This window comes from Klebsiella ornithinolytica NBRC 105727 = ATCC 31898 (genome assembly GCF_001598295.1).
Classification (GTDB): Bacteria; Pseudomonadota; Gammaproteobacteria; order Enterobacterales; family Enterobacteriaceae; genus Klebsiella; species Klebsiella ornithinolytica.
In genome coordinates this window covers 45,238-58,699 of sequence record NZ_BCYR01000010.1, presented here as the reverse complement: position 1 = coordinate 58,699, position 13,462 = coordinate 45,238, and the positions used below count along the sequence as shown (strand labels likewise).

Genomic DNA, 13,462 nt, shown 5'->3' with positions numbered 1-13,462 from the left:
CTCACTTTAGGGTGCATTTCCGCTTACGGGAGCGTTAGCGATTGAAAAGGGATGGCGGCGCAGGAAACGCCCCTGGCCTGCGGTGCCGGTAAAGTGACCGTTATCGAAGATCACTCTGCCGTGAGACAAGGTCTGGCGAATAGCGCCCTGACAGATAAACCCCTCCCACGGGGAATAGTCAGCGTTGTCATGCAGCATTTCATGACGAATGGTGGTAGTCCGACGCGGATCGATGATCGCCACATCGCCATCGGCGCCGGGTGCCAGCAGCCCTTTTTTCGGCCACAGACCGAACAGTTTTGCCGGCGTCGCGCTGGTGAGAGCCACGAAACGTTCCGCCGAAATGCGTCCGGTCATCACCCCGTGGGAGAACAGGAGCAGCAAACGATTTTCGACTCCCGGCAGACCGTTTGGACAGCGGCTGAAATCGCCACCGGAAAGCTGCTGGCGTTGGGCCATGGAGAAAGCACAGTGATCGGTGGCGACAACATCAATCGCGCCATCGCTGATGCCGCACCACAGGGCATCGTTATGCCGGGCATTACGCAGAGGTGGACTGAGCAGAAACTGCAGGGCATCTTCACGCTCATAGCAGCGTTCGTCGAGCAGCAGATACTGTGGACAGGTTTCTACCCATACCGGCTGATGGCGGGCCTGGGCGAGACGTAGATAGTCCAGACCCAGACTATTGGAGAGATGCACAATGTATAGCGGTGCGTTGCCGGCAAGCTGTGCCAGATTGATCATCCGCGCGATGGCTTCGGCTTCGCACTCAAACGGGCGACTTAAAGCGTGATAGCGCGGGGCGGTCTTACCGGCGGCAAGAAACTCAGCGCGCTTTTGCGCGATAGCGGCATCATTTTCCGGATGGACGGTCGTTAATGCCCCGGCACGCTGTAGATGACGCATCGCCTGCAGCACCTCGTCATCATTGAGTTTGTACTGGTAGGTCAGGTAGAGCTTAAAGCTGCTGATCCCCGCCTCGACCATCATCGGGATCTCATCAAGAATCGCGTGATTTATATGCTGGATAACGCCATGAAAACTGTAGTCAATCACCGCTTTATAAGCGGCATATCCGTGGTAGGCCTCCAGCTGGTGGCGTAACCGACAGCCGGCAGGGCCAAAGCCCATATGATCGATGATGGTTGTTGTACCGCCACACGCGGCGGCGCGGGTACCGGTAAAAAAATCATCACAGCTGCGGGCGAGTCCGGTATCAATATTAAAGTGGGTATGAACATCGATGCCGCCGGGCATCACGTAGCAACCTTCGGCATCAATAGTGTCGCAAGGTTGGTCAGGCGTTATCTGGGGGGCCAGGCGGCTGACCAGACCGTTTTCAATGAGCAGATCCTGTTTAGCCCGGCCGTCGGCATTGACGACGATGCCATTTTTAATCAGTACGCGCATAAACACTCCAGACTCCCGTCGCGAAGCGACGGGAGGGGTTGCAGTCAATGATTATTCAGTGGCCAGCCAGCTAAGCGGAATGGCGGCATACATCGCGGCACAGGTCACCAGATGGGATTTCCAGGTCTTCTCATTAGGCGCATGGGCTTCCGGTTCTTTACCTGGCCCAAAACCGATGACCGGAATGCCGTGACGGCCCATGATGGAGACGCCGTTGGTCGAGAAGGTCCATTTATCAACGACCGGCGCTTTACCAAACAGCCCTTCATAGGCATTGCTTAGCGCACGGACGGTGAAGTGGTTTTCTTCCACTTTCCAGGTCGGGAAATAGCACTCGGTCGGGTAGACCAGCCCGGTCCAGGACGGACGGTCATAGTTATACATCGACACCACCGCGCCGGCATTTTGTACGGCGGGCAGGGCGCGAATTTCAGCCAGAGCGCCTTCCCAGGTCTCCCCCCAGGTCAGGCGCCGGTCGATGGAGACGGCGCAGCTGTCGGCAACGGCGCAGCGGCTTGGCGAGGTGAAGAAAATTTCGGAAACGGTCAGGGTGCCTTTGCCCAGGAACTCATCATTGCCCAGTTTGTGCGAGAGCTCCTGCAGTTCATTGAGGATTGGTCCCATTTTGAAAATCGCGTTATCGCCGCGTTCCGGCGCGGAACCGTGGCAACTGATGCCCTGGACATCAACGCGAATTTCCATACGCCCGCGCTGACCGCGGTAGATCTGACAATCCGTTGGTTCGGTGCTGACAACAAACTCCGGGCGAATACCTGACTGCTCGATGATGTACTGCCAGCACAGCCCATCGCAATCTTCTTCCTGAACGGTGCCGGTGAGCAGCAGGGTGTACTCATCTTCCAGTCCGAGGTCTTTGATAATTTTACCGGCGTAGACCATGGAGGCCATTCCCCCCTCCTGGTCAGACGTTCCACGACCGCCGATTAACTCATCGGTCTCCATGCCTTCATAGGGATCGAAATTCCAGTTCTTGATGTTGCCGATGCCGACGGTATCGATATGTGCGTCCATCGCGACGAGACGCGGGCCATGGCCGATATAACCAAGAACGTTGCCCATCGGGTCGATGACCACTTTGTCGAAGCCGACCTTTTCCATCTCTTCTTTAATGCGATGGACAACGCGTTTTTCATCACAGCTTTCGCTAGGTATTGCCACCATGTCCCGTAGAAAACGGGTCATGTCCTGCTGGTAGTGGTTTGCTTTTTCAAGAATAAGTTTGAAGGGAATGTGCTTGGCCATGAATCAGTTCTCCAGTTTTTGTTTCCCGCTCAGCGGGATGAATTTGTCAGTGTTCTGAGGAATTATTGGGCTGCCGGATATTTACCTTCCCAGACGACTTCCCGGTAGTGCTCCACATCGGTATCGCCTTCAGTACTGATAACCAGCACCACGGAGCGGCTATCCAGTCCGAGCTTATTCATCAGCGCTTCGCGCTGTGGATGGAAATGTACGGCGGAGAGAATGCCCAGACCGACAGCGCCAGACTCTCCGGAAATCACCCGCGGATCGGTACCGAGAGGATTACCCAGTACGCGCATCCCGAGCGCGGCTACGGCATCCTGACAGGAGATAAACTGGGTGGCGCAGTTGCGCAGAATGTCCCAGCCCAGCGGATTGGGTTCGCCGCAGGCCAGGCCAGCCATAATCGTGGCCATGCTGCCGCCAACGTTGACGATTTGACCTTTGACGCCTGAACGGTAGAGACAATCCGCCAGCTCTGGCTCAACGATAACCGAATGCAGATCGCGTGCGCCGAAGACGTCCACCAGATAACCGAGCACGCCGCCGGCCATCGCGCCGACGCCAGCCTGCAGGAAAACGTGGGTCGGACGAGCAATGCCCATTGCCGCCATCTGCTCTACCGCTTCATCGGCGAGGGTGGCGTAACCTTGCATAATCCAGGTCGGGATTTTGGTATAACCTTCCCAGGCGGTGTCTTGTACCACTTCCCAGCCGTTTTGCCGGGCGGTTTGCATCGTGAAGCGTACGGTATCGTCATAGTTCATCTCGGTGACGATACACCTGGCGCCAAGCCGCAGGATGGCATCAACGCGCTCCTGGGCAGAACCTTTGGGCATATAGATGACGGCATTCTGTCCCAGCTGCTGTGCCGCCCACGCCACGCCGCGTCCGTGGTTACCGTCGGTGGTGGTGGCAAAGGTCATCTTTTCTTTGATGCTGGATTTGAAGGTTGCGAAGGAAAATGCGTTGATATCCAGGTGATATTTTTCGCACAGCAGCTGTGCGATAGCGTAGGCGCCGCCCAGCATTTTGAATGCGTTCAGACCGAAACGCTGCGACTCGTCTTTGACCAGAATCGTACTTACGCCGAACAGAGCAGCCAGCGATTTGAGGGCATACAGCGGCGTCGGTTTATATCCGACGATTTTTTGATGAAAATGTCGTGCCTGTTGCGCCTGCTGGCGCGAAAACAGCGGGGATGTTTCGCCGGTAAAAAAACGGTTTTCGGCAATATCCATTTTCAGTGAGAAAGCAGACATACTCTGTCCTTATCCATCATGCGGAGAGTGTGATGCTGGCCTGCAGGCCAGCCTGATAGGTTACTTGACGCGTTTTTGTGCTTCGTTGAGCAATTGCTCCAGCAGCTGGCCAGGTCTGGCGTATTTGCGGCACAAAATCATGGCGGCGATGATGTATGGCTTCCAGCTGGCTTCTTTGTAGGTGGCGATACGGTATTTTTCGAAGACCGCTTCGGTGACTTCCCCCTCGTCGCAGGAGACGCCGGTGATGTCGGCAGGCAGACAGTGCATATATAGCGCCTCGCCGTTTTTAGTCTGCGCCATCATCTCTTCAGTACAGTGCCAGTCTTTATGGTTGGCGTTTTGCGCCAGGCAGGCCTGCTCCAGCGCTTTTAACCCATCATGATCGTTAGCGCGCAGCAGTTCGGTGCGTTTTTCCATCACCTTATAAGGTGCCCAGGACTTCGGATATACAATGTCCGCATCCTTAAACGCTTCTGCCATATCGGTGACCTGACGGAAGCGGCCGCCAGAAGCTTCGGCGTTGTTTTTCGCCACGTCGATGACGTCCGGAATCAGATCGTAGCCTTCCGGGTGTGCCAGAGTGACGTCCATACCAAAGCGGGTCATCAGACCGATAATTCCCTGAGGCACCGAGAGAGGTTTGCCGTAACTTGGCGAGTAGGCCCAGGTCATGGCGATTTTTTTACCTTTCAGGTTTTCCAGCGATCCAAAATGTTCGCGCAGCCAGGCAAGATCGGCCATTGCCTGCGTCGGGTGGTCGATATCGCACTGCAGGTTAATGAGGGCCGGGCGCTGCGGCAGTACGCCCTGTTGGAATCCGTCGTCCAGCGCGTCGCCGACTTCGCGCATGTAGGCATTGCCGGCGCCAAGATACATGTCGTCGCGAATACCGATAACGTCGGCACAAAATGAGATCATGTTGGCGGTTTCGCGAACGGTTTCGCCGTGGGCAATTTGTGATTTGCCTTCATCAAGGTCCTGCTGCGCGAGACCTAACAAATTCAGCGCTGAGGCATAGGAGAAACGAGTGCGGGTTGAGTTATCGCGAAAAACGGAAATTCCCAGCCCGCTATTAAAGGCCTGGGTGGCAATATTCTCTGCACGCAGCGTCTTTAAGGCTTCGGCAACATCCAGCACCTGTTTCAGCTCATCCGGAGACTGTTCCCACGTCAGCAGGAAGTCTTTATCGTGAAGGTTGGAGTTGAGGTGGTTGATATCCTTAATCAGTTCGTTAACAGTTTTCATTTTTAGGTCCTGGTAGTGAATGACGAGCTTAATGATTGCTGTGCGGTCGGGAGCGGCGAGCGTGAAGTGGCGACGGCCAGCGCTGTATATTCACTAACAATAACTGTGCCAGTTCCTGATAAAGAGTCTGACGTAGAGATAAATGGCTGTGATTATGCGATGACGATCACGTAAACATCGGTGCTTGAGGGGGTGAGGTAAATAAGATTCATTTTCGTTATGCCGGCTGCAATTCGGTTTCTTTTATTCAGCGGCCGCAGAGCGGGGAAGAAGAGACAGCTTCATCGTCAAATTGATAAAAAACCGCTGCGAATTCTCATATTGATATGAAAATGTGATATCGCCTCCATATTTCCGTCAAAGAGTGAAAAGGGGATTTTATCTGCATCAATTCCGTTCAACCCTGGAGTAGTATCATCGGGAAAGAATAAAAATAGTTTTCGGTTAGTGAGAGTAAGGGTTCATTATGATTTCCTCTAACACCTTATCCGTATTGATGCAAATTCAACCTACAATTCAACGGTTTGCTCGTATGCTCTCCAGCGTGCTTCAGCTTGAGGTCGAGATTGTCGATAACACACTCTGTCGCGTCGCCGGAACAGGCGCGTACGGGAGATTGCTGGGAAAAAAGTTGAATGAAGATTCGCGACTTTTGCGTTACATAATAGAAACAAAAAAAGACAAAGTTGTTACCCATTCTCGTTTTGATCCTCTTTGTAAAGGATGTGCCAGTAAGGAAAGTTGCAAAGAAAAAGCGTTTCTTGGCACTCCTGTTATTTATCAGGGACAGTGTGTGGGCGTTATTAGCCTTATTGCGTTAACCCGCGAGCAGCAGGAGCGAATTAAAGATAATCTTCACGAATTCTCCGATTACGTTCGCCATGTCTCATCAATATTCGTTTCGCGGCTGCTGGAGGGGCAGGGCAGTAGCGATAATATTCAAAAAATATTTTTGACCATGATTGAGAATATGGATCAGGGGGTGCTGGTGGTCAGCCTCGATCAAAAGATAAAATTTGCCAACCAGACGGCATTAAAGATTCTTGGTGTAAATCAGGGAAATATGGTCGGCAAAACGATTAATTTTCGTCCGTTAACCTTTGAGCATAATTTTGTGCGCGGCCATATGCAGCATGTGATCTCCTTTGATGACAAGAAAGAACTTATTATCGGGCAGCTGCATGCTGTTCAGGATCAGTGGCTATTCTTAATGGCTTTTCATCAATCGCACGCCACGACGGATTTCAGTGCGGCGCAGGACGAGCCGCAGATTGAGCAGCTGATTGGCGAATGTCGCCCGATGCGTCAGTTGAAAAAACTGATAAGCCGCATAGCGCGTGGTCCGTCCAGCGTGATGGTCGCTGGCGAAAGCGGGACCGGAAAAGAGGTTGTCGCCCGCGCCATTCATAAGCTGAGCGACCGACAGGCAAAGCCGTTTATTGCCATCAACTGTGCGGCTATCCCCGAACAGCTGCTGGAGAGCGAGCTGTTCGGTTACGTAAAAGGGGCATTTACCGGCGCGTCGGCCAACGGTAAACCCGGGCTGATACAGGCGGCGAATCACGGTACGCTGTTTCTCGATGAGATTGGCGATATGCCCCTTACGCTGCAGGCAAAGCTGCTGAGAGCAATTGAGTCGCGTGAGATCCAGCCGGTAGGGGCCAGTCACCCGGTTCCGGTCGATATCCGCATTATTTCCGCCACCAACCAAAACCTGGCGCAGTTTATCGCCGAGGGTAAATTTCGTGAGGACCTCTATTACCGGCTTAACGTGATTCCGTTAAGGTTACCGCCGCTACGCGAGCGGCAGGATGACATCGAGCTGCTCATTCACCATTTCCTGCAGCTGCATACCCGCCGTCTTGAGCTGGTCTATCCCGGCGTCTCTCCCGAGGTCATCGGTTTGCTTAAGCGCTATCATTGGCCTGGCAATATCCGCGAGCTGAGCAATTTGATGGAGTACCTGGTCAACGTTGTGCCATCGGGTGAGGTGATTGATGCGTCATTGCTTCCGCCAAACTTAATCTGCAGCGGTAAAACCACCGGGCGGGATGCCAGCCTGCCTGGCGAGATGGCGGAGGTTAAAGAGGAAGAAGGGAGCACGGCGCTGGAAGCGATGGAAAAACAGATGATTCGCGACGCTTTGACTCGCTACAGCAATAAGAAACAGGCGGCGGATGAGCTGGGAATTGGCATTGCCACGCTGTATCGCAAAATTAAAAAGTACGAGCTGATTGGCATCTGATTCTTGAACGGACAAGGATAGCCCTTATGCTAAACGTATGGCGGAGCGGCGGCGGGTTATCACTCTGAGAGCGGTAATTATCAAAATCATCTCTTCCTGACTCAGGCTTGAGGTTTGACGCATTCACTGCTGCCGGTAAAGCTATCGCTTCTGTCTATGAGACCAACAGCAGGCAGTGCTTGCTCGCTTCAGTCTGCATTTTTGTCTATTTTTTAACCAGGTGGCGTCATTATTGCTTTGTAACCCTGTCTTCGGCTGCTGAGGTAGCCGGTTAGCAAACATGATAAGGACAGGATTATGGCGCAACTAAATGAGAATACACCTCCCTTAGCCGTATCACCGATAACACCATTTTTTGCTAAGTCTCGCATCATTGCTCGCCCCGGATTTAACCGTTGGCTGGTGCCACCGGCGGCGTTAGCCGTGCATTTATGCATCGGCATGGCTTACGGTTTTTCCGTCTTCTGGTTGCCAATGTCGCAGTTAATTGGCGGTACACACCCCCTGCAGTGTCCGGCTGAGATGTCATTCTGGCAGCAGCTATTTACCCGAGAATGTGACTGGAAAATTTCGCTGCTGGGTTGGACCTATACCTTGTTTTTTGTTTTCCTTGGCTGCGCCGCGGCACTCTGGGGAAGCTGGCTGGAAAAAGTCGGTCCGCGACTGGTGAGTCTCGTCGCGACGCTGTGCTGGTGCGGCGGGTTGCTGCTCTCCGCTCTCGCCATTTACAGTCATCAACTGTGGCTACTCTGGCTGGGAGCCGGAGTGATTGGTGGTATTGGCCTGGGACTGGGCTACATATCGCCGGTTTCTACGTTACTGCGCTGGTTCCCGGACAAGCGCGGGATGGCTGCTGGCATGGCGATCATGGGCTTCGGCGGCGGGGCACTGGTCGGCGCGCCGTTAGCAAACTGGCTGATGAACTTTTTTGCCGGCCCGCAAGGAAACGGCGTCTGGCAGAGTATCCTGGCGCTGGCGGGGATCTACTCGCTGTTTATGTTGTGCGGTACGTTTGGCTACCGTTTGCCGCCGATGGGCTGGCATCCCTCGGGGGAGAAAGCGCAAAAGGTGATGCGTAATCATTCCACCATACAGGTGCATGTCAGCGTGGCGTGGCGAACGCCCCAGTTCTGGCTGCTGTGGCTGGTGTTGTGGTTGAATGTCACCGCCGGTATCGGCATTTTGGGTATGGCATCGCCCATGCTGCAGGAGATTTTTGCCGGAAAGCTACTCTCGCAGGACCTGAGCTGGAATGAATTAAGTGGCGAACAGCTGAAGCGGATTGCGACGATGGCCGCCGGATTCACCGGCCTGCTCAGTTTGTTTAATATTCTGGGGCGTTTCTTCTGGGCTTCGGTGTCGGATCTGTGCGGCAGAAAGAACACCTTTGCCTTAATTTTTTTGCTGGGGGCGTTGTTATACGGGACGTTGCCGCTGACCAATCACGGTGGCTATGTGGCGCTTTTCGTCTGCGCGCTGTGCGTCATTATTTCGATGTATGGCGGCGGCTTTGCCACCATTCCGGCTTATCTGGCCGATGTATTTGGTTCTCAGATGGTCGGAGCGATTCACGGTCGTCTGTTGACCGCCTGGTCCGCTGCCGGCATTAGCGGCCCGGTGCTGGTGAATTACCTGCGAGAATATCAGCTGGCGCAGGGCATCGCCCCGGCACGGATCTATGATATTACGCTGCTGGTCTTGACGGTATTACTGGTTATGGGTTTCATCTGCAACCAGCTTGTGCGCCCGATTGCGGAAAAATATGCCATGACCGCCGAACAGCAGCAGCAGGCTAAGGGCATGTATACCATTAATGCCAACGCGCAATTGACATGGGAGGCCCGTCCCTCCGTTGTGCTGCTAACGTTAAGCTGGTTTGCTGTGGGGCTACCGCTGCTGTGGGGAATAGGCACGACGATGCAACAGGCAATAAAATTCTTCATCTAGCGAGGAGGTAGTGCACGTACCGACTGAACGCAACCGTTGCGCTGTCTGAGGCGTGAGATCCCTTGTATTTTGTCACAGCCCCGCAGAAACGATCGGGGCTGCAACATATAGATTCCATTTGAATAACGATTCCTATTCTCTGCTGCGGTGATACACTGACAAACTGTGATCTTTGTCATACCGTAATTCATACCGAGAAAAGAGACACTGCTATGCAACATATCATTGAGGGTTTCCTCAACTTCCAGAAAGAGATCTTCCCGCAGCGTAAAGAGCTCTTCCGTAGCCTGGCCTCCAGCCAGAATCCCAAAGCGCTGTTTATCTCCTGTTCTGACAGCCGCCTGGTACCGGAACTGGTGACCCAGCAGGAACCTGGACAGCTCTTTGTCATTCGTAACGCGGGGAATATCGTGCCCTCATTCGGACCAGAGCCGGGCGGCGTGTCCGCGACTATCGAATATGCCGTTGTTGCCCTGGGCGTCACCGATATTGTCATCTGTGGCCATTCCAACTGCGGCGCGATGACTGCGGTTGCGACCTGCCAGTGTCTGGATCCGATGCCGGCAGTGGCGCATTGGCTGCGCTATGCCGATGCCGCAAAAGCGGTGGTCGAAAAAGGCACCTGGAACAGTGAAATCGATAAAGTGAATGCGATGGTGCGGGAAAACGTTATCGCACAGCTGAACAACATCAAAACTCACCCGTCGGTTGCCGTCGGTCTGCGTGATAAGGCGCTGCGCCTGCACGGCTGGGTTTACGATATCGAAAGCGGGGCGATTGGCGCGCTGGATAAGAACACCAAAACCTTTGTATCGCTGTCGGAGAACCCGGCCGTCTACTTCGAGTAATTTCTCTCTTCAGGGCAGGGAAGCCCTGTATCTCAGCGTACCGTTTTTGACTCGTCCTCCCGTTCTTATTCCTGTTCTCCTCTCTGTGGCTTTCCTGTCATCTTCGGAATCACCGGCCGTCGCCGCGCATCTGCCATACTCATGACTGCTTTACCATCGTGCAGGAGGGGAATAATGATTAAGCTGTGTAAAACGTGCGGCACGTCGTATGACGAAAGAAGTACACCCATCTTACGCTGCAAGATTTGTGACGATGAACGCCAGTATGTCCCGGTCAGCGGACAGGCGTGGGTAGCCTTCGAGGATCTCATCAGCCATCATACCAACGCCTGGCAACAGCATGACAACACCTTGTTTAGCCTTAAAACCGTTCCCCGGTTCGCTATCAACCAACGCGCGTTTCTGCTCAGAACGCCGCAGGGCAATATTCTGTGGGATTGCATTGCCAATCTCGATGCCGCCACGATGGCGTTGATAGCTGCGCTAGGCGGTATTGATGCCATCGCGATTTCCCATCCTCATTACTACACCACCATGCAGGATTGGGCGGCCGCCTTTGACGCGCCAGTCTATCTGCATGCCAGCGACAGTGAGTGGATCGTGCGCGATAGCCCGGCGATTCGTCTGTGGCAAGGCGATGCGTTTGAGCTATGGCCCTCGGTGCAGCTGTTGCGACTGGGCGGCCACTTCGCCGGGGGAACCGTTCTACACTGGCGCGAGGGCGATGGCACGCTGCTGGTGGGCGACATCCTGCAGGTGACTCCCGGTGCGGATGCGGTCTCTTTTATGTGGAGCTACCCGAATATGCTGCCGCTGCCCGCGTCGGTCATTGAAAACATCATGCAGCGCCTGGCCGGCGTGCGGTTTGCCAGACTGTACGGAGCCTTCGCCGGGCAAAATATGCTGAACAACGCGCATGAAAGGGTACAGCGTTCCGCACAAAAATATCTCGCCTGCCTGCGTGGATGACGCCTGTTAATCGCGATGAGAAGCCCTTTTGCACAGGCCGCTCATCGCCGCCCATTGCCGAAAAGGGCCGCTACCACACCCCGTCGCCGCCATCCGAACACCAGACCTGGCCTGAGGCGAAGGAGCAGGCGCAAATCTTTTCGCTGGTGAAAACTTGTCCTGGCAACCAGGCTTTATAAGGCCGGTTGAGGAACCTGCACAGGACTTTTTCCTGCGCCGGCTTATCAGCCACCGCAATCATCCACGTCGCGACCGGAGGTATACATGAGACGATTGATGGCAAATGACGCCGCAAAGCGCGGGAGTCGCCCGGCAAAAGACGACCCGCGCGAACAGGGGGAAATACCGCGTAAACGCGATGATAGCGAGGACCATAAGAAAGATCCTTTTCACCCGGATCCCGGGCAGCGCTAAGATTGATCGTCACAGATCGGTCTGCGGCAAACGCCTGCGGCGACGGGACGCCGGACGGGAAATGGCGCCTGCCATGGCTTCAGCCATCTCGGCACAGGCGGTAATACCCTGCACAAAAGGCCGATCATGCATTAACCACGGCAGCGCCGCGAACGCCACGCGGCCTCGTACCTCCGCAGGCTCCTGTAACGTGTAGTCGTCCCCCACGTCCGGGATCTCATCGCCGGTGGCCTGCAGCTGCTCCCGTAACGTCGGGAAGGGCAGATCTTTTGTTTTTAGCGCTCTTTGCCCGCGTGCATCAATAAAGACATCATAGGTGGCCCGGCTTTCCCGCGTGGTAATCACCGTTTTGTCCTCTTCGATCGCCATCTGGTAATCCTCGCCGAGGGCGAGAATGCGGAGCGCTCCGGCTTCGCGAAGCGCCAGCAGGCGGCGGATCGACTCTGACGGAATAGCGGCGTAATTATCGATGAACACCCGGGCGAGCCCGTCGCTAAAGCGCTGACTATCCCGCGCATCCAGATGCGGGACCATTTCCTGCACGGCCTCATGCAGCCGGAGGATGACATAGCGCCACGGAACGGTGTATTTCTCGCGCTTGTTGCGCTCGACTTCCATAAGATTGGCCTGCGCCCAGTGAAACGGGTCATGTTGGTGTCGTTCACGAAACCACGCGTCGCTGAAGCTATCGGCGTTCAGCGTCGGGAGGGCGATACCGGCACTCCATTGCGGATCGGCGCGGTCGATCTCCTCTGCCATCAACCGGAAAACGCGGTCAAGTAAACCCTCTGAACCGGCGGCAATCGCCTTTTCCAGCGCGTCAGGCGTCACCACCGAAAGCGGTTCATAGGGAATCGGGCAGTAAAAATCCGCTTCCGGCAATATGCCGGAGCGCGACATCAGGACAATATTCAGCGCTTTGCTGGCCGGATTGAGCCTGAACTGCAGCGAGCGCGCGGCGGATTCGACAAACTCGCCGTGCTGAACCACCACGGCCATCGCGGCATCAATACCGCTCAACGAGGTACCCATGATACCGACCCTGCATGCCGGGATCTCGGCATCCATCAGGCCGGACCACGGACTGGGGAAAAAGGTACGGGTGGACTCCTCGTCAGCGGGCCAGACGTGGCCCGTGGCGATGACCGCAAGATCGAAACGTTCCGCCGCCGACTCACCTTGTGCCCATAATCTGACGCCTTCTGCCGTGGCCTGCAGGTCGGTGACCTCACAGGATTCATGCACCGTCAGCGAGAAACCCTGTTGTCTGGCTCTGGCTGTCAGGCCGATAAACTGGTCGCGAAAATATTCGCCAAGCAGGATACGCGGAAGAAACTGGCGAACATGCAGCGAATCATAGCTGACGCCATAGCGGGCAAGGTGCTCCTCGCTTTGCTGTTTCAGCCAGTCGATATAGGGACAGAGGATCGGTGGGATTTCAATACTGGCGATATTGGCCAGCATCATGCGCGAGTTTTCTTCGTCGCTGTATGGCATGCCGACGCCGGCCTGACTCGCCTGCTCATAGACCGTCACCGCCAGCGGCTCCGGATATTTTAACAGGGAAAAAAGAGTATAAATCCCGGTGGGGCCTGCGCCGATAATCGCAATTTTCTTCATGCATCATCACCCGTGATAAACGTTCTTCCATTGCCGTTTCCCGCCTGCCGGACGGTCAACCGGGAAAAGCGATCGGCGCCTTAGGTTCAGCAGCGGGAGTCGGGTTTAAGTGTGGTCGAAAACCCCGGCGCCAGCCAGCGGGATGCATGCGGTCTGTACGTCGCTCCCGGCTGGCGCCTGGCGGGCAATAAAAAAGGGGCCTCTGTGCCCCGCAAAAGTTTTCCGCTGTTATA

10 protein-coding genes are annotated in these 13,462 nt (G+C 55.0%); 5 read left to right on the top strand and 5 right to left on the bottom strand.

Annotation, left to right across the window (positions count from 1 at the left end; genetic code table 11):
- Positions 1-6: 6 nt before the first annotated feature.
- From hydA to ygeW, 4 genes are all read right to left on the bottom strand, one after another.
- Complete coding sequence (gene hydA, locus ROR01S_RS18790; protein WP_004862828.1) at positions 7-1,413, bottom strand: dihydropyrimidinase; 1,407 nt, start codon at positions 1,411-1,413, stop codon at positions 7-9.
- Between the two features lie 51 nt (positions 1,414-1,464).
- A complete protein-coding gene (locus ROR01S_RS18785) occupies positions 1,465-2,676 on the bottom strand; it encodes a YgeY family selenium metabolism-linked hydrolase (protein ID WP_064359772.1) in 1,212 nt (403 codons plus the stop codon).
- Positions 2,677-2,738: 62 nt separating this feature from the next.
- Positions 2,739-3,938, bottom strand: a complete 1,200-nt coding sequence (dpaL, locus tag ROR01S_RS18780) for a diaminopropionate ammonia-lyase (protein ID WP_004862823.1) — start codon at positions 3,936-3,938, stop codon at positions 2,739-2,741.
- A 60-nt stretch (positions 3,939-3,998) separates the two neighbouring features.
- Positions 3,999-5,186, bottom strand: coding sequence for a knotted carbamoyltransferase YgeW (ygeW, locus tag ROR01S_RS18775; RefSeq protein ID WP_004862818.1), 1,188 nt, complete (start codon positions 5,184-5,186; stop codon positions 3,999-4,001).
- Positions 5,187-5,652: 466 nt separating this feature from the next.
- Here ygeW and ROR01S_RS18770 point away from each other — a divergent pair, with 466 nt between their 5' ends.
- The 5 genes from ROR01S_RS18770 (at position 5,653) to ROR01S_RS27350 (ending at position 11,609) form a co-directional block, all read left to right on the top strand.
- A complete protein-coding gene (locus ROR01S_RS18770; protein WP_015584180.1) occupies positions 5,653-7,431 on the top strand; it encodes a sigma-54 interaction domain-containing protein in 1,779 nt (592 codons plus the stop codon).
- A gap of 297 nt (positions 7,432-7,728) precedes the next feature.
- Entirely contained in the window at positions 7,729-9,378 is a 1,650-nt protein-coding gene (locus tag ROR01S_RS18765; protein WP_064359771.1) for an OFA family MFS transporter, read from the top strand.
- A gap of 212 nt (positions 9,379-9,590) precedes the next feature.
- Positions 9,591-10,226: a carbonic anhydrase gene (locus ROR01S_RS18760; RefSeq protein ID WP_004862810.1), complete on the top strand. Its 636-nt coding sequence runs from the start codon at positions 9,591-9,593 to the stop codon at positions 10,224-10,226.
- Positions 10,227-10,400: 174 nt separating this feature from the next.
- Positions 10,401-11,195: an MBL fold metallo-hydrolase gene (locus ROR01S_RS18755; RefSeq protein ID WP_004862807.1), complete on the top strand. Its 795-nt coding sequence runs from the start codon at positions 10,401-10,403 to the stop codon at positions 11,193-11,195.
- Between the two features lie 264 nt (positions 11,196-11,459).
- A complete protein-coding gene (locus ROR01S_RS27350; protein WP_004862804.1) occupies positions 11,460-11,609 on the top strand; it encodes a hypothetical protein in 150 nt (49 codons plus the stop codon).
- Between the two features lie 9 nt (positions 11,610-11,618).
- Here ROR01S_RS27350 and ROR01S_RS18750 read toward each other — a convergent pair whose 3' ends face one another.
- Complete coding sequence (locus ROR01S_RS18750; RefSeq protein WP_004862799.1) at positions 11,619-13,229, bottom strand: FAD-NAD(P)-binding protein; 1,611 nt, start codon at positions 13,227-13,229, stop codon at positions 11,619-11,621.
- Between the last annotated feature and the right edge of the window lie 233 nt (positions 13,230-13,462).